Raw genomic sequence first — 19,975 nt, 5'->3', positions numbered from 1 at the left:
TTGCGTCGTATCCGAAATCGTATATGATCATGCCACCACCGGCAACCCCGGTGGACCCGACACAAGACAGAGCCGTCACCTTTGGGAGTCACAACGATGAGTCACCCCACGCCCACCTCGGGCTTCACCCCTACCGGCACAATCGCCGTCGCGAAGGACCGCAGAAGGGTCGTCTTCGCCACGGTGGTCGGTACCACCGTCGAGTGGTACGACTTCTTCCTCTACGCCTCCGCCGCGGGCCTGGTCTTCGGCCAGCTCTTCTTCGCCCCCGCCGGCGAGGAGTTCGCGCAGATCCTCTCGTTCATCACCGTGGGCATCAGCTTCCTGTTCCGCCCGCTCGGCGCCTTCCTGGCCGGGCACCTCGGTGACAAGTACGGCCGCCGTCTGGTGCTGATGCTCACGCTCATGCTGATGGGCGTCGCGACCACCCTCGTCGGTCTGCTGCCGACGTACGCCGCCATCGGCATCGCCGCCCCCGCCCTGCTGATCTTCCTGCGCATCCTTCAGGGCATCTCCGCGGGCGGCGAATGGGGCGGCGCCGTGCTCATGGCCGTCGAGCACGCGCCCAAGGCCAAGCGCAGCCTGTTCGGCGCCTCGCCGCAGATCGGCGTGCCGCTGGGTCTGCTGCTGGCCAGCGGCATGCTCGGCCTCATGGCCGTCATCGCTCCGGGCGACGCCTTCCTCGAGTGGGGCTGGCGCATCCCGTTCCTGCTGTCGTTCGTGCTGATCCTCATCGGCTACTACGTGCGCAAGAAGGTCGAGGAGAGCCCGGTGTTCACCGAGCTCGCCGAGCGCAAGGAGCAGACGCGCATGCCGATCGTGCAGCTGTTCCGCAAGCACGCGCTGCTGGTGATCGTCGCGGCGCTCGTGTTCGCCGGCAACAACGCCGTGGGCTACATGACCACCGGCGGCTACATCCAGCGCTACGCGACCGACCCCGAGGGTCCGGTCGGTCTGCAGACCGCCGATGTGCTGGGCGCTGTCACGATCTCCGCCGTGTCGTGGCTGGTCTTCACCTGGATCGCCGGCTGGGCGGGAGACAAGATCGGCCGCCGCAACACGTACCTCGTCGGCTGGGCGCTGCAGCTCGCGGGTGTGTTCGCCCTGTTCCCGCTCGTGAACACCGGCAGCATCGGGCTGCTCACCCTGGGGCTGGTGCTCCTGACCGCCGGCCTCGGGTTCACCTACGGGCCGCAGGCGGCGCTGTACGCCGAGCTGTTCCCGGCATCCATCCGGTTCTCGGGAGTGTCGATCTCGTACGCGATCGGCGCGATCCTCGGTGGTGCGTTCGCCCCGACCATCGCGCAGGCGCTGGTGCAGGCGACCGGGTCGACCGATGCCGTGACCTTCTACCTCGCCGGCATGACCCTGCTCGGGCTCGTGGCCACGCTGCTGCTGCGCGACCGCAGCGGCATTCCGCTGGGCCCCGACCACGAGCAGGAGCAGGCCAAGAGCCCGATCTACGGGATGTCCAGGGCCTGACCCCGCGCGATGCGGAGGGCTCGGATGCCGCGGCATCCGAGCCCTTCGTCGTCACCCGTCGAGGGCCTCGCGGATCGCGTCGGCCGAGCGCTGCAGCCGCCGCGCGATGGCGGCGTGGTCGGCCCGGCCGCCCACGTGCACGACGGCGATCGCCGCGGGGCGCGCCGGCGCGCGCAGCCGCAGCGGCACCGCCACCGACTGCACCGTCGGGATGACCTCGTCGGCGCTGGTGGCGTAGCCGCGCTCGGCGGCGGCGGCGACCTGGTCGGCGAGCGCCGCCGGCAGCGGCACCGGCCAGTGCTCGGCAGCCAGGGTCGACAGGATCGCCTTGCTGGGCGCCCCCACGGTGATGGGATGCCGCGCCCCCGGGCGCTGTGCCACCGACGCGACGGCATGTCGCGGCTCGACGCTGGCGAGGGTGATGCACTGGTCGTGATCGAGCACCGCGAGGAAGCAGGTCATGCCGAGCTCGTTGGCGACGGCGGTGAGCTCGGGGAGGGCCTCGGCCTGCAGGTCGTGGGCCACGCCGGCGGCGAGGGCGGCCATGCGCGCGCCGAGCGTCAGTCGGCCGGACGCGTCGCGGGAGACCAGTCCGTGGTCCTCGAGGGTGCGCACCAGCCGGTAGGCCACGGAGCGGTGCACCTCCAGGCGCGCCGCGACCTCGTCGATCGTGAGGGGGCCGGGCGCATCCGCGAGCACTTCCAGAATGCGGATGCCGCGGCTCAGGGTCTGTGACGCGGGGGCCTCGGGCACGGGGCGTCCTCTCCGCCGGATGCTTGCCGCAGCGCAACCGGTCGTATACGATCTGTTCAATAGTAGAACGACGTGTTCGAATATAGAACACGATGACGACGACGTCAACGCATGACGTCGCGTCCGAGGAAGGAATCGACGACGATGCAGTTCCACCACCACGGCTACGTCTCCACCGACCCGCGCGTGCAGCCCGCGGCGGGAACGGGCCTCGACCGGCCCGCCGAGCTTCCCGACGAGATGGACGTGCTCATCGTCGGATCCGGACCCGCCGGCATGCTGCTGGCCGCCCAGCTGGCGCAGTACCCCTCCGTGACGACCCGCATCGTCGAGCGCCGTCCCGGCCGCCTGGCGATCGGGCAGGCCGACGGCATCCAGGCGCGCAGCGTCGAGACGTTCCAGGCCTTCGGCTTCGCCGAGCGCATCACCGCCGAGGCCTATCGCATCAGCGAGATGAACTTCTGGGCACCGGACACCACCGACCGCTCGCGCATTGTGCGCACCGCGCGCGCCGACGACGACCCCCACGGCATCAGCGAGTTCCCGCACCTCATCGTCAACCAGGCCCGTGTGCTGGACTACTTCGGCGAGGTCGCCGCGACCTCGCCGGCACGCATCACCCCCGACTACGGCTGGGAGTTCGTCTCGCTCGAGGTCGGCGAGGGGGACCGCCCCGTCACGGTCACGCTGGAGCGCACGGATGGACCCGACGCCGGTCAGCAGCGCACGGTGCGCGCACGGTACGTCGTCGGCTGCGACGGCGCGCGCAGCAAGGTGCGCCAGGTGATCGGGCGTCGGCACATCGGCGACCAGTCCCGGCACGCGTGGGGCGTGATGGACGTGCTGGCGGTCACCGACTTCCCCGACATCCGCATCAAGTGCGCGATCCAGTCCGAGCACGGCAGCATCCTGCACATCCCCCGCGAGGGCGGCCACCTGTTCCGCATGTACGTCGACCTGGGCGAGGTGCCCGAAGGCGACAACGGCAAGGTGCGCACGACCCCGCTGGAGACGATCATCGCCAAGGCCAACGCGATCCTCGGGCAGTACACGCTCGAGGTGAAGGACGTCGCCTGGTGGTCGGTGTACGAGGTCGGGCACCGTGTGACCGACAAGTTCGACGACATCGATCCCGGCCAGGACGGCACCCCGCACGTGTTCATCTGCGGGGACGCCTGCCACACCCACAGCGCCAAGGCCGGCCAGGGCATGAACGTGTCGATGCAGGACGGGTTCAACCTCGGCTGGAAGCTCGGATCGGTGCTCACCGGGCGGGCGCCCGAGACGCTCCTGTCGACGTACTCCGCGGAGCGGCAGGAGATCGCGCAGAACCTGATCGACTTCGACAAGGAGTGGTCGAGCCTCATGGCCAAGAAGCCTGAGGAGTTCGACAGTCCCGAGGAGCTCGCCGAGTTCTACACGGCCACGGCGGAGTTCCCCGCCGGGTTCATGACGCAGTACCGGCCGTCGATGATCGTCGGCGAGGCGACGCACCAGGACCTGGCCACGGGCTTCCCCGTCGGCAAACGCTTGAAGTCGGCGCCCGTCGTGCGCATCGGCGACGCGGTGCCCGCCCACCTCGGCCACCACGCCCGGGCCGACGGCCGGTGGCGCATCTACGCCTTCGCCGACCGCGACGCGTCGGCGCTGCGGGAGTGGGCGGACTGGCTGGCGACGGCATCCGCGTCGCCGGTTCTGCGCTTCACCCCGGCGGATGCCGATCTCGACGCCGTGTTCGACGTGAAGGCGGTCTACCAGCAGGACCACTCCGAGGTCGAGATGGCGGAGATCCCCTCGGTGTTCCTGCCGCGGGTGGGGCCCTTCGGGCTGATCGACTACGAGAAGATCTACGCCGCGCGTCCCGACGAGGACATCTTCGCGCTGCGCGGCATCGACCGGGGCGGGGCCGTGGTCGTCGTTCGTCCCGACCAGTACGTCGCGCACGTGCTGCCGCTGTCGGCCACGGGGGAGCTCGCGGACTTCTTCGCCCAGCACATGACGGAGCCCGCCGACTCGCGCGCCACCACCGCGCCGCTGGGCGTGGCGGCGCCCGTCGCCTAGACCCGTTCCCGGGAGAGGTGTCCCCCCGCCCTCTCCCGGGAACGGCCTCGCCGTCGTCCGCGCGCCGCGTGTGCGTGTGTGCGTGTGCCGTGCCCGCGCGCCCGCGCGCCCGCGTGCCCGCGCGGTTCCGGTGTCGCTTTCGCACGGTGCCCGCTCGCGCGATCCGCCGTTCGCGACACCGGAGCAGCGCGTCGAGCCGTACCCGGAGCCCGGCGGTGCGCTCGCGTGCCCGCGCGGTTCCGGTGTCGCTTTCGCACGGTGCCCGCTCGCGCGATCCGCCGTTCGCGACACCGGAGCAGCGCCCGCGCGCGCCGCGCCGCGCCCCGCCCGCCCGCGCCGCGGGCACGCGGGCGGGTCAGGAGTTCACGCGGATGATCTCCTGCTGGTACGGGGCGACGACCGACGACGAGATGCGCACATCCAGCAGCAGGTACGGGCGTTCGGATGCCGGCTGGGCGGTCCACTCCGCCAGCACCTGCAGGTCGGCGAGCTCCCGCACGACCACGCCGTGGGCGCCGACGGCGGATGCCAGACCGGCGAAATCCACGTCGGGGATCATCATCGGGCCGCGGGCGACGCCCTTCAGCCCGTACAGGTTCACCTCGGCGCCGTAGGCCCCGTCGTTCCACACCACGGCCAGGCCCCGCCCGCCGGCCACGCGCACCGCCGACTCCAGGTCGGCCAGCGCCATGAGGCCGCCGCCGTCGCCGGTGGTCAGCACCACCGTGGCATCCGGTTGGGCGAGCGCCGCGCCGGGGACGCTCGGGAAGCCCAGGCCGATCGACTGGAACGCGGTGCCGATCATCATCATGCGGTCGGGAGAGGCCACCGGCCAGTACATGTTCGCCCAGCCGATGAAGTGACCGCCGTCCGAGACCACCACGCGGTCCTCCGGCAGCAGCTCGCCGATACGCGCCGCCACCGCGCGAGGGTCGAGGCGACCGTCGGCGGCGAACTGCTCACCGGCCTCCTGGGTGCGCAGCGCCGCCGCGTCCAGCGACTCCCGCCAGCCCGACCCCGCCGGTCGCAGCTGATCCAGCTCGTCGGCGAGGGCGGCGGCCACCACGGCCGCGTCGCCGCGCACGAAGGAGCCGACGTGCGGATGGGTCGCCGCCGGGGCGGTGTCGACCTGCACCACCCGGGTGCCGGGGGCGAACAGGTCGCCGAAGCGCATCGTGAACTGGTTCAGCGACGCGCCGAAGACCACCGCGACGTCGGCCTCGCGCACCTGCTGCATCGCTTCCTCCGCGCCGAACCCGCCGGTCACGCCGAGGTCGTACTCCGGGCGGGGGAACACCCCGCGCCCGAGCGCGGTGGTGGCGGTGGCCGCCCCCACGGCGTCGGCGATGCGCCCGAGCGCCTCCCCGGCGCCGGCGACCCACGCGCCCCGGCCCGCGAGCAGCAGCGGGCGCTGCGCGCCGGCCAGCGCGCGGGCGAGCTCGGCCACCGCGGCCTGGCCGAAGCCCGACGGCTGCAGCGGCGCCGGCAGCGCGGGCGCCGGCGCGGTGGGGATGGGGCCGGCCTCGCGCGTGGCCACGTCGTAGGGGATCGCCAGCACCGTCGGCACCCGGTACGTCAGGGCGTGCTCGATCGCGATGACGGTGGTCGCGGCGGCATCCGTGCGTCCCACGGTGTAGGTGCGGGCGCCGACCGCCGCCGCCAGGGCGATCTGGTCGACATCCCACGGGCGGGGGCCCGATGTGGGCTCGTCGCCCACGACGAGCACCAGCGGCACGTGCGCCTGCACCGCCTCGGCCAGCGCGGTGAGGGTGTTGGTGAAACCGGCGCCGTACGTCGCCGTGGCGGCGGCCAATCGCCCCGAGGCGCGGTGATAGGCGTCGGCGGCGACGACGGCGCCCGCTTCGTGGCGCACGGCGGTGAAGGAGGCATCGGTGTCGCGCACCAGGGCGTCGAGGAACCAGGCGTTGCCGTTGCCCATCAGCCCGAAGACGTGATCGATCTGGGTGGCGAGGGTGACGGCGACGTGCGCGGAGACGGAAGGCATGGGCGGTGCTCCAGGTACAGGGACGGTGAATGGATGCCGTGTGTGTCTGGCTCACCCGCCCGCGACCATCGTCGGTCGTGGCCTCGAGGTGGCTGCGTGCCCCTTTTTCGGGCACCGGCGGCGCGCGCGGCCGCTGGACGGTACGAGTATAGGGGGACGCGTTCGGCACGCGATCGTATACGATCATCGTGACGCGTGTCTGCGGCATCCACCGACGAAGGAGTCTTCATGAGCGACGAGCGTGAGATCGAGCTGCTGGCCGGCGTGCCGGACGGGCTGTTCATCGACGGCGTGTGGCGCGCCGCTGCGGACGGCGCGACGCTCGATGTGGTCGACCCCGCCACGGGCGACGTCGTGAAGACCATCGCCAGCGCCTCGGTCGCCGACGGCGTGGCCGCACTGGATGCCGCCGATGCGGCGTTCCCGGCCTGGGCTGCGACCCCGGCCCGCGAGCGCGCCGAGATCCTCCGCCGCGCGTTCGACCTGCTGCAGGAGCGCAAGGAGGACTTCGCCCTGCTCATGACCATCGAGATGGGCAAGCCCCTCGCCGAGGCCCGCGGCGAGGTGGCGTACGGCGGTGAGTTCCTGCGGTGGTTCAGCGAGGAGGCGGTGCGCGCGAACGGGCGCTACGGGGCGAACCCCGAGGGCACCGGTCGCATGATCGTCACCCAGCACCCGGTGGGGCCCTGCTTCCTCATCACGCCGTGGAACTTCCCCCTCGCCATGGCGACCCGCAAGATCGCGCCCGCGCTCGCCGCCGGCTGCACCGTCGTGATCAAGCCCGCCGCCCTCACCCCGCTCACCACCCTCGCCTTCGCGAAGCTGCTGGAGGATGCCGGGCTGCCCGCCGGGGTCGTGAACGTCGTCACGACCGCGTCGTCGGGGCCGATGTCCGACGCGATCATCGCCGACCCCCGTCTGCGCAAGCTCTCTTTCACCGGCTCGACGCCCGTGGGGGTGTCCCTGCTGGAGAAGGCCGCGAAGGGCGTGCTGCGCACGTCGATGGAGCTCGGCGGCAACGCGCCGTTCATCGTGTTCGACGACGCGGACCTCGACAAGGCCGTCGACGGAGCGATCGCGGCGAAGTTCCGCAACATCGGCCAGGCCTGCACGGCGGCCAACCGCTTCATCGTGCACCGCGCGGTCGCGGACGAGTTCGCCCGCCGGGTCACCGAGCGCGTCGAGTCGTTCCGCACCGGGCGCGGCACCGAGGAGGGCGTCGTCATCGGCCCGCTCATCGACGACAAGGCGGTGGCCAAGACCGGTCAGCTGGTGGCCGACGCTGTCGAGCGCGGCGCCACGCTGCGCACCGGCGGTGCCGAGATCGACCGCCCCGGCTCATTCTTCGCCGCCACGGTGCTCAGCGACGTGCGGCCCGGCAGCGAGATCCTCCGCGAGGAGATCTTCGGCCCGGTGCTGGCGATCGTGCCCTTCGATGACGAGGACGACGCGGTTCGCATCGCCAACGACACCGAGTACGGTCTGGTCTCATACGTCTACACCGAGAGTCTCAGCCGCGGTCAGCGGATGATCGAGCGGCTGCAGACGGGCATGATGGGCCTGAACGTGGGGGTCGTCTCGAATGCGGCCGCGCCGTTCGGCGGCTGGAAGATGTCGGGCCTCGGGCGCGAGGGCGGCGCCGAAGGCATCCACGAGTACCTGCAGACGAAGTACACCCTCACCGCGAACCCCTTCGCCTGACGTCCCCGCGCACAACGTCGCCGAAGGCGGGGCCCGGTGCCCGCGCGGGCGGCATTCCGGCCCTGGCGCGGGCGTCGTGGCGACATCGTGCACGCCGCGCGGCGCCGAGTGCGGATGGCCCGGGCGGCTCGCATCGCACGGGGTGGCCGTGGTCCCCGCGCACAACGTCGCCGAATCCGGCGCCGGGTGCCCGCGCGGGCGCGCGCACAACGTCGCCGAATCCGGCGCCGGGTGCCCGCGCGGGCGGCATTCCGGGCCTGGCGCGGGCGTGGTGGCGACATTGTGCACACCGGTGCACGGCGACCCCTGCCGCGGACGTCGGCAGGGTCGTCCATGATGAGCGGATGGATGCCGCCTCCCTCCGCCGCGAGCGCCTGCGCTCCCAGCGGCTGAGCGCTCCGGCTGCCACGGTCGCCGAGGCGGCATCCCACATGCTGGCCGTGCAGGCTCAGGAGTTCTGGGGCGGGCGGTGGGCGCTGGCGGCCCGCACCCGCGGCTCGCCGACGCTGAGCGACGTGGATGCCGCCTTCGACCGCGGCGACCTGGTGCGCGCGTGGACGATGCGCGGCACGATCCACATCGTGCCCGCCCGGGACCTGGCCTGGGTGCTCTCGCTCACCGGAGCACGGCAGCGGCAGCAGGCGGCGGGCGTGCACCGAGCCGAGGGCATCGACGACGCGGAGTCGCTGCGGGCCGAGCGCGCGGTGCGTGCAGCCCTTCGCGGAGGGGGCAGGCTCACACGTGCGGAGCTGTTCGCGGCGCTCGAGGCTGCCGGCGTCTCCACAGCGCGGCAGCGCGGCTACCACCTGCTGGTGATGCTCTCGACGCGGCTGGTCGTCTGCCAGGGCCCCGTCGTCCCCCGCGCAGACGGGCCGACGCGGGAGCAGAGCTTCGTGCTGGTGGACGAGTGGGCGGGCGAACAGGACACCCCCGCAGACCCGCTCGCCGCCTTCTTCACGCGCTTCGTCACGGGACACGGACCCGCAGGCGCACGGGATTTCGCCTGGTGGTCGGGGCTGCCGCTCGGGGTGGCGCGTGCGGCTGCCGAGGCGGCCGCCGACGAGGTCGAGCCGGTGGGCGGTGCCGGCGGGGGCGCGCGGTTCGTGCGCCGGGGGCCGGCGCCCCGCCGCATCGGCACCGCGCCCCCGGTGCTGGCCCTGTCGCCCTTCGAGGAGCCGTATCTGCCCTACGCCGATCGCGCCGTGATGTGCCCGGCCCCCTTCCTGCCCGAGGTGGGGCCGTCCAAGAACGGGATGGTCCGACCGATCCTGGTGGCGGACGGGGAGGTCTGCGGCGTCTGGTCGCACTCCCGCGCCGCGGGCAGGCATGCGGTGGCGCCGGAGGCTCGGCTCTTCGGGGCGCCCGCAGCGACCCCGCCGTCCGCCGACGTCGCCGCGGCGCTCGCGCGCTTCCTGCGGTTCGTCACGTCCTGAGGCCCGTCACCCCTGCGCGTGCCGCTCCAGGAAGTCGTACACCTCGGTGTCATCGACGCCGGGGAAGGCTCCCCGCGGCAGGGGCGAGAACATCTGCATGTGCACGCGCGCGCTCGGCCACGCCTTGCCCTGCCAGCGGGCGGCGACGTCGGCGGGCGGGCGACGGCAGCACGCCTCATCGGGGCACGACGATGTCGCCCGCTTGGGGGTCTCCCTGCCGCGGAACCACCGCGCGTCGTCGAAGGGCACGCCCACGGTGATCGAGAACTCGCCGTCGGAGGTGCTGCCGGTCTGGGTGGAGCACCAGAAGGTGCCCCCCGGGGTGTCGGTGTACTGGTAGTGCTCGGTGGTGCGGTTGTGCTCCTCGAAGGCCGACCGCGCGAGGAACCGCTTGCACACGATCTGCCCTTCCACCGCTCCGGTGACGTCCATCGGCAGCGGCAGGCCGTCGTTCTCGTACACGCGGGAGATGGCGCCGGTGCCGTCGACGCGCAGGAAGTGCAGCGGGATGCCGAGGTGCGTGGTCAGCAGGTTGGTCATCCGCATCCCCGCGGCCTCGTGGGTCACGCCGAACGCGTCGCGGAAGTCCTCCACGGCGAGGTTGCGGTCGCGCTTGGCCTGCTGGAGGAAGGCGACGGATGCCGCCTCGGGCATGAGACAGCAGGCGGCGTAGTAGTTGATCTCGAGCCGCTGCTGCAGGAAGTCGGCGTAGTCGGTGGGTTGGCGGTGCCCGAGCAGCCGGTGCGCCATGGCCTGCAGTGCCATCGACCGCAGTCCGTGACCGCCGGGGATGGATGCCGGAGGCAGGTAGATCCGCCCGTTCTCGAGATCGGTCACCGAGCGGACGGACGTCGGCAGGTCGCCGGCGTAGATGAGCTCGAATCCCAGCTGCGAGGCCATGATGCTCACGGTCCGGTGGGTGAGGGCTCCCGACACGTGTCCGGCGGCTTTCAGCTGCTTCTCCGCCAGGGCTTCGATCTCGGGGAGGTGGTTGTGCCGGGTGCGCATGGCCAGCCGCAGCTCGGTGTTGGCCCGCCGGGCCTCCTCCGGAGTCGCGATCGCCTCCCGCTCCCGCCGCTGCAGCTCGCGGTGCAGGCCGATGATCGACTCGATGGTCTCGTCCGGCATCCCTTTGGTCACCTTCACCGGCGCGACCCCCAGCCGGCGGAACACGGTGCTGGACTGCGCGCGCTCGAGCTCGATCTCCAGCGCCGCGCGGCGGTTGGGCGGCTCGGCGGAGAGCAGACTCGCGACGTCGGTGCCGGTGGCATCCGCGATGGCCTGCAGCAGCGACAGCTTCGGCTCGCGCTTGCCGTTCTCGATGAGGCTCAGCTGGCTGCCGGCGACGCCCACGGTCGCACCGAGCTCGTCGAGCGTGAGCCCTCGCTCCAGGCGGTGATGGCGGATGCGATGGCCCAGGGTCGCCAGTTCGATCGAGGAGGTCGGCATTCCTTGATGCTAACGAAAGATCCGAGATTCTTACTGCCGCAATTGCGATAAGACACCCCTTGAGCACGTCATTCTGAGGATGTTCCCCCCTGAAGGAGAGATCATGGCCCTCGCAGACATCTTCGCCCGCCCCGCCCCGAGCCCGGCGCGCACCGCTCCCGCGGCCGTGTCGTACGGTGCCCGCCCCACCCTCACCGGCGAGGGTGCCGAGGCGCTGTACAACTGGGTCGACGAGATCGCCGCGCTGACCCAGCCCGACCGCATCCACTGGGTCGACGGCTCCGCTGCGGAGAACGAGGCTCTGCTGCGCGAGATGGTCGACGAGGGCAAGCTCATCAAGCTCAACCCGGAGTGGCGACCCGGCTCGTACCTGGCACGCTCGCACCCGAGCGACGTCGCCCGCACCGAGGCGCGCACCTTCATCGCCTCGGAGCGTGAGCAGGACGCCGGCCCCACGAACAACTGGATCGCCCCCGACGAGATCCGCGGCACCATCACCCCGCTGTTCGCCGGCTCCATGCGCGGACGCACGATGTACGTCGTGCCGTTCTCGATGGGAGCCGTCGGCGGCCCGCTCTCGCACATCGGCGTGCAGATCACCGACAGCGCGTACGCGGTGACATCCATCGGGATCATGACGCGCGTCGGCGGCAGCGTGCTCGAGGCGATCGAGGCGGGCAAGCCCTGGGTCAAGACGGTGCACTCCGTCGGCGCGCCGCTCGCGCCGGGCGAGCAGGACGTGGCGTGGCCGTGCAACGACGAGAAGTACATCGTGCACTTCCCCGACACCCTCGAGGTGTGGTCGTACGGCTCCGGCTACGGCGGCAACGCGATCCTCGCCAAGAAGTGCTTCGCGCTGCGCATCGCGTCGGTGATCGGCCGCGACGAGGGGTGGCTGGCCGAGCACATGCTGCTCATCCGCGTCATCGACCCGAAGGGGAAGGCGTTCCACATCGCAGCGGCGTTCCCCTCGGCCTGCGGCAAGACCAACCTCGCGATGCTCCGCCCCACCCTGCCGGGCTACCGTGTCGAGACTCTCGGCGACGACATCACCTGGATCCGCCCGGGCGAGGACGGGCGGCTGTGGGCCATCAACCCCGAGGCCGGGTTCTTCGGTGTCGCACCCGGCACCGGCGAGTCGACCAACGTCACCGCGGTGGAGACCCTGTGGGGAAACACGATCTTCACCAACGTCGCGCTGCGCCCCGACGGCGACGTGTGGTGGGAAGGGCTCACCGATGAGGCGCCGGCACAGCTGACCGATTGGGAGGGCAACCCCTGGACGCCCGCCAGCGGCCGCCCCGCCGCCCACCCCAACTCGCGCTTCACCGTCGCCGCGGCGCAGTGCCCGCAGATCGCCGGCGACTGGGACGCGCCCGAGGGCGTGCCGCTGGACGTCATCCTCTTCGGCGGCCGCCGGGCGACCAACGTTCCGCTCGTGGTCGAGGCCACCGACTGGGCGCACGGGGTCTTCCTGGGCTCGAACATCTCCTCCGAGCGCACCGCCGCCGCGGAGGGAACAGTCGGCGAGCTGCGCCGCGACCCCTTCGCGATGCTGCCCTTCTGCGGCTACAACATGGCCGACTACTTCGCGCACTGGCTGAAGGTCGGGCAGAAGGTGCGGTTCGACCGCGCCCCGCGCATCTTCCAGGTCAACTGGTTCCGCAAGGGCTCGGATGGTCGCTTCCTGTGGCCGGGCTTCGGTGACAACTCCCGCGTGATCGACTGGATCGTGCGGCGGGTCGAGGGCACCGTGCCCGCGGTGGACAGCCCCATCGGCCGCCTCCCGCGGGTGGAGGACCTGAACCTCGACGGGGTGGCCGTCAGCCAGGACGACCTCGACGAGCTCTTCGCCATCGATCCCGACCTGTGGCTGCAGGAGGCCGACCTCACCGAGGAGTTCTACCGCACCTTCGACGGTCGCGTCCCGGCCACGCTGCAGGCGGAGCTCGCCGCGCTGCGGTACCGACTGAGGCTCGCCCAGCAGAGCTGAGGCATCCGGGGGGAGCCTCAGCGCGGATGCCGCGGGCAGCCCTGCGGCATCCGTCGCTGCGCGCCCGCCCCGCCCCGGCGCTCGCGCGCGCGCAGGGCGGGCCCGGTCAGACCAGCAGCTGGTGCTTCGCGAGGTCGCGGTACAGCGGTGTCGACGCGACCAGTTCGGAGTGGGTGCCCTGACCGACGACCTCGCCGCGGTCGATGACCACGATGTGGTCGCTGTCGACCACCGTCGACAGGCGGTGCGCGATCACGATGAGCGTGCGACCGGTGGCCACCGCGTCGATCGCCTCGCGCATGCGCTGCTCGTTGAGGCCGTCGAGGGACGACGTCGATTCGTCCAGCAGCAGGATCGGCGGGGCGGCCAGCAGCGCCCGCGCGATCGCGAGCCGCTGGCGCTCGCCGCCCGAGAGCATGACGCCGGCCTCGCCCACGGGGGCCTCTAGCCCCAGCGGGCTGCGTTCGAGCACGTCGCCGAGGTTGACGTCGCGCAGCACCCGCTCGCACTCGGCGTCGGATGCCGTGGGGGAGGCGAGCCGCAGATTGTCGGCGATGGTGCCGGCGAGGGTCGGGGCGTCCTGCTCGACGTAGCCGAGCTGGGCGCGCAGCTCGCCGCGGTCGAGGCTGCGGATGTCGCGGCCGTGCAGCAGGATCGCTCCGCCGGTCGGGTCGTAGAACCGCTCGATCAGGGCGAGGGTGGTGCTCTTGCCGGCGCCGGACGGGCCGACCAGCGCCACCCGGGCGCCCGCCGGAACCGAGAACGACACCCCCCGCAGCACGTCGTCGTCACGGTGCTCGCCATCGGCCAGCTCGACCGCTGCGGCGTCCACGTGCGCATCGGCGAGCGCGCGCAGGGCCTCGCTCTCGGCGCTGCGCCGGGCGGCGACCACGGCCTCGGGGTAGCGGAACCGCACGTCGCGGAACTCGATCGCGGGGGCGTCGTCCGGTCGCTCCGACGGCGCCACGGCGGCCGCGGCGATGGTCGCGTCGTCGCCGGTCTCCGTCGGCAGGTCCAGCACCTCCTGGATGCGTCCGAGGGCGCCCAGGGCCTGGTTGACCGACGTGATCGCGCCGAAGAACGACGCGAGCGGCTGCACGAGGAAGAAGAGGAACATCACGAAGGTGACGAGCTGGGCGATCGAGATCGCGCCGGATGCCACTCGGAACCCGCCCACGCCGAGCACGACGAGCAACGACACCTGCAGGGCGACCCCGGCCACGGGAACCACCAGCGCCGAGGCCTTCGCGACCCGCACACCGGCGTCGTAGGCGCCGCGTGCCGTCTCGTCGATGGCCTGCTGCTCGCGCTCGGCGGCGCCCGCGGCGCGGATGGTGCGGATCGAGCCGATCGCGCGCTCCACCCCCGACGACAGCTCGCCGACCTTCTGCTGCTGCGCCTGCGTGGCCGAGCGGATGCGGCCGCTGAGCAGCCCCACGACGGTGGCCGACGCGCCGATCACCACGAGGATGAGCAGCAGCAGCAGCGGGTCGATGAGGAGCATCGCGACCATCGCGCCGACGAAGATGAGGACGCTGCCGATCGAGTCGGCGAACCCCTGCGTGAGGACGGCGTACAGCAGTGTCGTGTCGGTGCCCACGCGTGAGACGAGGTCGCCGGTGCGCCGTGCGTCGAATTCCCTGATGGGCAGATGCAGCAGGCGGGCGATGAGGCGTCGGCGGCTGGAGTACACCACGGCGGTGCCGGTGCGCTGCAGCAGATAGTGCTGCCATGCGCCGATCAGCGAGGATGCCACGACGAGGCCCACCAGCACCCACACGAGGGTGCCGAGCACCTCTCCGCCCTGCACCCGCTCGATCACCTGGCCCACGACGAGCGGCTGGCCGAGCGTCGCGAGCGCCTCGAACACGCTGAGGGCTGCGACGACGACGAGCACGCGCTTGTGCTCCAGCAGGAAGGGCAGCAGCTGCTTCAGGCTCGCGCGGGGGCCGTCGGAGGCCGCGCTGCGACCGCGACGGCCGCGGGAGGGGCGGGGGGAGGACATGGCGGATACCTCGTTCGTCCGTGGGGGGGTCATCGTCGACCGTACTTCCTGTGCGCTGCTTGTTTGCTGACGCCGAGGGCTGCGGCGATCGCCTGCCAGGAGAACCCGAGGTTGCGGGCGCGGCGCACCTGCGCCTCCTCGGCGCGGGAGAGCTCCCGGCGCACCTCGGTCAGGCGGTGCAGCTCGGCGATCGGCTCCCGCTCGCCTGGTGAGCCGATCAGCGTGCGGATGTCGTCTGCGCTCATGGTGCCCTCCTTCGGGGGTCAACAATAGTTGACGGGGAGGAGCGCAGTCAACATCTGTTGACATTCCTCGCCTCCGGTGTCGGAGCGCGGCGCTACTGTGGTGCGGTGCCAGAACCGGTCATCTCCGCCCGCAACCTCGTCAAGGCCTATCGTGCGAAGGGCAAGCCCGACTTCGTCGCCGTCGACGGGCTGTCGTTCGAGGTCGCGCCGGGCGAGTCCTTCGGGCTGCTCGGCCCCAACGGCGCCGGCAAGTCCACGACGATGAAGATGATCGGGGCGGTGTCGACCCGCACCGGTGGCGACCTGCAGATCCTCGGACTCGACCCCGACCGCTACGGGCCCGAGATCCGGTCGCGTCTGGGAGTCGTGCCGCAGCAGGACAACCTCGACGGCGAGCTGAACGCCCGCGAGAACCTCTACATCTACGGTCGCTACTTCGGCCTGCCCGGTCGGGTGTGCGCGGAGAAGGCCGACGAGCTCCTGGCGTTCGCCCAGCTGCAGGACAAGGCCAAGAGCAAGGTCGACCAGCTCTCGGGAGGGATGAAGCGCCGGCTGACGATCGCGCGCGGCCTCATCAACGACCCGCGCATCCTGCTCCTGGACGAGCCGACGACGGGACTGGACCCGCAGGCGCGCCATGTGCTGTGGGACCGCCTGTTCCGGCTCAAGGAGCGCGGCACCACGCTCGTGCTGACGACGCACTACATGGACGAGGCCGAGCAGCTCTGCGACCGGCTCGTCGTCGTGGACGAGGGGCGCATCATGGCCGAGGGCACGCCCGCCTCGCTCATCCGCGAGCACTCCAGCCGTGAGGTGCTGGAGGTGCGCTTCGGCTCGGCGCGCAATGAGCAGGTCGCCGCGCAGCTGCACGGCATCGGCGAGCGGGTCGAGGTGCTGCCCGACCGCATCCTCATCTACGCGCACGACGGCGAGCAGGCCTTGGAGCGGGTCACGGCGACCGGCCTCGAGCCGATCACGAGTCTGGTGCGGCGCTCGTCGCTCGAGGACGTGTTCCTGCGGCTCACGGGAAGGTCGCTGATCGAATGACGGCCGCGAACGACCCGCAGGCGCCGCAGACGGCGGCGGCGGCGAACCCGTCGCTCGACGAGATGCGCGCCGAGGCGCTGGAGTGGGGTCGCAAACCCCGCGCCCGCGGTGCCTGGTACGTCACCGAGCACATGGTGCGCGCGATGCGCGCCTACGGCTGGACGATCGTCGTCGGCGCCCTCGGGCAGCCTGTGCTGTACCTGCTGGGTATGGCCGTGGGTCTGGCCGCCCTCATCGACGCGCCCGTCGTCGACCGCGGGCAGGAGGTGGACTACCTCGTCTTCGTCGCGCCCGCGCTGCTGATGACGGCGGCGATCGCCGTGGCATCGGAGGAGTTCACCTACCCGGTCATGGCCGGGTTCAAGTGGCGCCGGTACTTCTACGGCTTCAGCGCCTCGCCGCTGTCTTCGGCCCAGATCGCCGGGGGAGTGGTCGCCGGCGCCGCCGCGCGCATGGTCGTGACGGTCGTCCTGTACTACCTGTTCCTGTGGCTCTTCGGTGCCGTCCCCGACCCGGCGACCGGATGGCTGTCGATCTTGGCGGGCCTCGCCGCCGGGCTCGCCTTCGGCATCCCGATCATGGCCTACGCGGCATCGATCGAAGACGACAAGGGACAGTTCGCGCTGGTGCAGCGGTTCATCTTCATGCCGATGTTCCTCTTCTCCGGCACCTTCTATCCGCTCTCGGAGCTGCCGGGATGGCTGCAGTGGATCGGCTGGATCTCGCCCCTGTGGCACGCCACCGAGCTCGGGCGGGCGGCGACCTACGGCGACGGGCTGCCGCCGATGCTCGCGGTGCACGTCGGCTACCTGCTCGTGCTGGCCATCGCGGGCTGGCTGCTCGGTCGTCACTTCTTCGAACGGAGGCTCGCCAAGTGAGCGCGACATACGCCACGGGGCCGCAACCGCCCGCCGGACCGCCCGAGGCCGTCGCGCGCCGCGGCGGGGTGCGGGCGCTGTGGGCGGGCAACCCCTGGGCCGTCGTGCAGCGGGGGCTGCTCGCCGCGCGCTCGTCCAGCTGGGTCGTGGTGTTCTCCGGCTTCTTCGAGCCGGTGTTCTACCTGGCCTCGATGGGCATCGGGCTCGGGGCGCTCATCGGCGACGTGCAGACCAGCGCCGGCGTGGCGGTGTCGTACGCGGCGTTCATCGCGCCGGCGCTGCTGGCGGTGTCGGCGATGAACGGCGCGGTGTACGACTCCACCTGGAACGTCTTCTTCAAGCTCAACTACGGCAAGCTCTACGAGGGGATGCTGTCGACGTCACTGGGCCCGCTGGACGTCGCCCTCGGCGAGATGCTCTACGCGCTGCTGCGGGGCCTCCTCTACGCCACCGGGTTCCTCATCATCATGCAGATCCTGGGATTGAACCTCGCCCCCACGGCGATCCTCGCCATCCCCGCGGTTCTGCTGATCGCCTTCGGGTTCGCCAGCCTCGGCATGGCCGTCACCAGCTACATGAAGACGTTCCAGCACATGGACTGGATCAATTTCGTGCTGCTGCCGATGTTCCTGTTCTCGTCGACCCTGTACCCCATCACGGTGTACCCCGAGGTCGTCCAGTGGATCGTGATGGCGTTCCCGCTCTGGCACGGAGTGGAGATGATCCGCGGGTTCACGACCGGCGCGATGAGCCCCGACATGGGCTGGCACATCCTCTACTACGTCGTGATGATCGTCGTCGGGCTGGTGTTCACCACCAAGCGCCTGCGTGCGCTGTTCCTCGACTGACGTCGGTCGCACGCTTCGGAACGCAGAACGGCGGATGCCGCGGAGCCTCGGCCCCGCGGCATCCGCCGTGCTGTCGGTCGCGTCAGAGCGAACCGGTGACGCCGAGACCGATGTTGGTCTCGTAGTCGACGTCCTTGGTCTCCTTGGAGAGCATCAGGGCGATGAAGGTCAGCACCGCCGAGCCGGTGAGATAGACACCGACCAGCCACGGCTGGCCGTCGGCCGCTGCCCACAGCGCCACCGCCACCAGCGGCGCGAGCGCCGCGCCCAGGATGGACGAGACGTTGTACGAGATCGCCGAGCCGGTGTAGCGCACGTTCGTCGGGAACAGCTCCGGCAGCACGGCGCCCATCGGGCCGAACGTCACGCCCATCAGCATGAACCCGAAGATCAGGAAGGCCTGCGTGAGGGCGCCGGTGAACATCGGATCGGCGTGCGGGAGCAGGAAGACGTTGAACAGCAGACCGAACACCGCGATGGCGGCGGTGACCCACAGCAGCAGCTTGCGACGTCCGATGCTGTCGGCGACGGGTCCGGACAGCAGCGTGAAGATGCCGAAGAACACCACGCCGATGATCTGCATGATCACGAAGTCGGTGTATCCGAACCCGAGCCCGGGCACGTAGGCGGCCGCGTCGAACGCCAGACCGTTGTCGAGGGCGGCCTGCTCGGCGGCCTCGAGCCCCGGCTTCGTGCCGTAGGACAGGGTGAAGCTCGTCATCAGGTAGAACAGCACGTAGGTCGCCAGCATGATGAACGTGCCGAGGATGAGCGGCCGCCAGTGGCGGCGGACGACCTCGCCGAGCGGGAACCTGCGGATCGCACCGGTCTTCTCCGCCTTCGCGAAGGTCTCGGACTCGACCAGCTTCAGTCGCACCCAGAGGCCGACGATGACCATCACCGCGGAGAAGAGGAACGGCACGCGCCAGCCCCACTCCAGGAAGTCCGCAGAGCGCTGGGCGGGGCCGTCGGGGTGGGGGAGTGCGAAGTTGATGATGAGGAAGACGCCGTTGGCGATGATGAATCCGATGGGGGCGCCGAGCTGCGGGAAGGTGCCGTACCAGGCGCGCTTGCCCTTCGGGGCGTTCTCGGTGGCCACGAGCGCCGCGCCGGACCACTCGCCGCCCAGCGCGAAGCCCTGTGCGAGGCGCAACGTCAGCAGCAGCAGCGCCGCCCACCAGCCGATGTCGTCATAGGTCGGCAGCAGACCGATGAGGAAGGTCGCGATGCCCATGGTCAGCAGCGAGCCGACGAGGGTGGCCTTGCGGCCGAACCGGTCGCCGAAGTGGCCGAACACGACCGCGCCGATGGGGCGGGCGACCATGGCAGCGCCGAACACGGCGAACGACGACAGCAGGGCCGTGGTCTCGTCGCCGGTGGGGAAGAAGAGGATGGGGAAGACCAGGACGGCGGCGGTCGCGTAGACGTAGAAGTCGTAGAACTCGATCGTCGTGCCGACCAGGCTCGCGGTGATGACGCGCGACCGGGGATTGGCGGGAGCGGTGGATGCCGCGGGTGCTGAGGACATGGAGGAGGATACCTGTCGACAAATGGTGGGCCCGTCCGGGTGGGACGGTCCGGTGGCAGGCGTCCGGAGCAGGGTGGTGCGGCGGGCGTCTCAGCGCTGAATCACCGGGCGCGCCCGCGTTGTCGCGGCCGCACGGTTGTTCATCCTAAGCCCCTGTCGGAATCCTTCCGGGATCGGCGCGGGATCAGCGCCAGATGACGGCGATGCCCGCGTTGAGCAGCGTGAGAACGCCCACCGACCAGAACATCGCGGTCGGCACGCCGCCGGTCTTGCGCTGGCGGGCGCCGCCGATCCCCATCACCGCACCGATGATGAGCAGCACGACGAGCTTGACGGCGAGCTTGGTGTAGTTCAGCTCGTGGTCGATGCCCCAGGGCGCGGCGAGGATCAGTCCCGCGATGAACGCGAGGGTCATCCCGACGTTCATGATGCGGGTGAACCGGCGCCTTCCGCCGAAGGCCTCTACCGCCCAGGCGCCGAAGAGCAGCGCGAAACCGGTGATGTGGATGAGGAGGACGACGTGCCGCAGGATCTCCATGGCCGACAG

15 protein-coding genes are annotated in these 19,975 nt (G+C 71.2%); 8 read left to right on the top strand and 7 right to left on the bottom strand.

Annotated features, from left to right (window positions below; all coding sequences use genetic code 11):
* Positions 1-96 precede the first annotated feature (96 nt).
* Positions 97-1,482, top strand: coding sequence for an MFS transporter (locus NQ165_RS11725; protein WP_257526445.1), 1,386 nt, complete (start codon positions 97-99; stop codon positions 1,480-1,482).
* A gap of 51 nt (positions 1,483-1,533) precedes the next feature.
* Here the strand turns inward: NQ165_RS11725 and NQ165_RS11720 are convergent, their stop codons facing one another.
* The gene (locus NQ165_RS11720) at positions 1,534-2,235 is read right to left on the bottom strand and encodes an IclR family transcriptional regulator (protein ID WP_257526447.1); all 702 of its coding nucleotides are present in this window, start codon (positions 2,233-2,235) and stop codon (positions 1,534-1,536) included.
* A 144-nt stretch (positions 2,236-2,379) separates the two neighbouring features.
* Between NQ165_RS11720 and NQ165_RS11715 the strand changes: the two genes are divergently transcribed.
* The gene (locus tag NQ165_RS11715; protein ID WP_257533573.1) at positions 2,380-4,296 is read left to right on the top strand and encodes an FAD-binding monooxygenase; all 1,917 of its coding nucleotides are present in this window, start codon (positions 2,380-2,382) and stop codon (positions 4,294-4,296) included.
* 355 nt (positions 4,297-4,651) lie between these two features.
* On the opposite strand, the gene NQ165_RS11710 is transcribed toward NQ165_RS11715, so the two are convergent.
* A complete protein-coding gene (locus NQ165_RS11710; protein WP_257533538.1) occupies positions 4,652-6,301 on the bottom strand; it encodes a thiamine pyrophosphate-binding protein in 1,650 nt (549 codons plus the stop codon).
* 228 nt (positions 6,302-6,529) lie between these two features.
* On the opposite strand from NQ165_RS11710, the gene NQ165_RS11705 reads away from it, so the two are divergent.
* A complete protein-coding gene (locus NQ165_RS11705; RefSeq protein WP_257526449.1) occupies positions 6,530-8,002 on the top strand; it encodes an NAD-dependent succinate-semialdehyde dehydrogenase in 1,473 nt (490 codons plus the stop codon).
* A gap of 344 nt (positions 8,003-8,346) precedes the next feature.
* Entirely contained in the window at positions 8,347-9,435 is a 1,089-nt protein-coding gene (locus NQ165_RS11700) for a winged helix DNA-binding domain-containing protein (RefSeq protein ID WP_257533536.1), read from the top strand.
* Between the two features lie 6 nt (positions 9,436-9,441).
* Here NQ165_RS11700 and NQ165_RS11695 read toward each other — a convergent pair whose 3' ends face one another.
* Entirely contained in the window at positions 9,442-10,884 is a 1,443-nt protein-coding gene (locus NQ165_RS11695; protein WP_257526453.1) for an XRE family transcriptional regulator, read from the bottom strand.
* Between the two features lie 103 nt (positions 10,885-10,987).
* Between NQ165_RS11695 and NQ165_RS11690 the strand changes: the two genes are divergently transcribed.
* Positions 10,988-12,877, top strand: coding sequence for a phosphoenolpyruvate carboxykinase (GTP) (locus NQ165_RS11690; protein ID WP_257533534.1), 1,890 nt, complete (start codon positions 10,988-10,990; stop codon positions 12,875-12,877).
* A 106-nt stretch (positions 12,878-12,983) separates the two neighbouring features.
* Here the strand turns inward: NQ165_RS11690 and NQ165_RS11685 are convergent, their stop codons facing one another.
* Both NQ165_RS11685 and NQ165_RS11680 read right to left on the bottom strand, forming a co-directional pair.
* Positions 12,984-14,882 carry an ABC transporter ATP-binding protein gene (locus tag NQ165_RS11685; RefSeq protein WP_257526455.1) on the bottom strand — a complete coding sequence of 633 codons (1,899 nt, stop codon included), beginning with the start codon at positions 14,880-14,882 and terminating at the stop codon, positions 12,984-12,986.
* A gap of 29 nt (positions 14,883-14,911) precedes the next feature.
* Positions 14,912-15,127: an AsnC family protein gene (locus NQ165_RS11680; protein ID WP_257526456.1), complete on the bottom strand. Its 216-nt coding sequence runs from the start codon at positions 15,125-15,127 to the stop codon at positions 14,912-14,914.
* Positions 15,128-15,232: 105 nt separating this feature from the next.
* On the opposite strand from NQ165_RS11680, the gene NQ165_RS11675 reads away from it, so the two are divergent.
* From NQ165_RS11675 to NQ165_RS11665, 3 genes are read left to right on the top strand one after another with little or no spacing between them, the layout of a single operon-like run.
* A complete protein-coding gene (locus NQ165_RS11675; RefSeq protein ID WP_257526457.1) occupies positions 15,233-16,174 on the top strand; it encodes an ABC transporter ATP-binding protein in 942 nt (313 codons plus the stop codon).
* On the top strand, positions 16,171-17,052 hold the full coding sequence (locus NQ165_RS11670; RefSeq protein WP_257526458.1) for an ABC transporter permease: 882 nt from the start codon (positions 16,171-16,173) through the stop codon (positions 17,050-17,052). Before NQ165_RS11675 ends, NQ165_RS11670 begins: the two co-directional genes overlap by 4 nt.
* Positions 17,049-17,900 carry an ABC transporter permease gene (locus NQ165_RS11665; protein WP_374679349.1) on the top strand — a complete coding sequence of 284 codons (852 nt, stop codon included), beginning with the start codon at positions 17,049-17,051 and terminating at the stop codon, positions 17,898-17,900. The genes NQ165_RS11670 and NQ165_RS11665 overlap by 4 nt, the downstream gene beginning before the upstream one ends.
* Positions 17,901-17,982: 82 nt before the next feature.
* On the opposite strand, the gene NQ165_RS11660 is transcribed toward NQ165_RS11665, so the two are convergent.
* A complete protein-coding gene (locus NQ165_RS11660) occupies positions 17,983-19,428 on the bottom strand; it encodes an MFS transporter (protein WP_257526460.1) in 1,446 nt (481 codons plus the stop codon).
* A 184-nt stretch (positions 19,429-19,612) separates the two neighbouring features.
* Complete coding sequence (locus NQ165_RS11655; protein WP_257526461.1) at positions 19,613-19,966, bottom strand: Fe-S protein; 354 nt, start codon at positions 19,964-19,966, stop codon at positions 19,613-19,615.
* Between the last annotated feature and the right edge of the window lie 9 nt (positions 19,967-19,975).

The sequence above is a fragment of the Microbacterium sp. zg.Y1084 genome, from assembly GCF_024623595.1.
In the GTDB taxonomy this organism is placed as follows: Bacteria; Actinomycetota; Actinomycetes; order Actinomycetales; family Microbacteriaceae; genus Microbacterium; species Microbacterium wangruii.
This window is presented reverse-complemented; position numbering and strand designations above follow the sequence as displayed.

Coding starts and splice junctions, on each gene's coding strand:
- NQ165_RS11690 (WP_257533534.1), top strand. CDS start 10,988: ATGGCCCTCGCAGACATCTTCGCCCGCCCCGCCCCGAGCCCGGCGCGC.
- NQ165_RS11660 (WP_257526460.1), bottom strand. CDS start 19,428: ATGTCCTCAGCACCCGCGGCATCCACCGCTCCCGCCAATCCCCGGTCG.
- NQ165_RS11700 (WP_257533536.1), top strand. CDS start 8,347: ATGGATGCCGCCTCCCTCCGCCGCGAGCGCCTGCGCTCCCAGCGGCTG.
- NQ165_RS11655 (WP_257526461.1), bottom strand. CDS start 19,966: ATGGAGATCCTGCGGCACGTCGTCCTCCTCATCCACATCACCGGTTTC.
- NQ165_RS11685 (WP_257526455.1), bottom strand. CDS start 14,882: ATGTCCTCCCCCCGCCCCTCCCGCGGCCGTCGCGGTCGCAGCGCGGCC.
- NQ165_RS11705 (WP_257526449.1), top strand. CDS start 6,530: ATGAGCGACGAGCGTGAGATCGAGCTGCTGGCCGGCGTGCCGGACGGG.
- NQ165_RS11710 (WP_257533538.1), bottom strand. CDS start 6,301: ATGCCTTCCGTCTCCGCGCACGTCGCCGTCACCCTCGCCACCCAGATC.
- NQ165_RS11715 (WP_257533573.1), top strand. CDS start 2,380: ATGCAGTTCCACCACCACGGCTACGTCTCCACCGACCCGCGCGTGCAG.
- NQ165_RS11695 (WP_257526453.1), bottom strand. CDS start 10,884: ATGCCGACCTCCTCGATCGAACTGGCGACCCTGGGCCATCGCATCCGC.
- NQ165_RS11725 (WP_257526445.1), top strand. CDS start 97: ATGAGTCACCCCACGCCCACCTCGGGCTTCACCCCTACCGGCACAATC.
- NQ165_RS11680 (WP_257526456.1), bottom strand. CDS start 15,127: ATGAGCGCAGACGACATCCGCACGCTGATCGGCTCACCAGGCGAGCGG.
- NQ165_RS11670 (WP_257526458.1), top strand. CDS start 16,171: ATGACGGCCGCGAACGACCCGCAGGCGCCGCAGACGGCGGCGGCGGCG.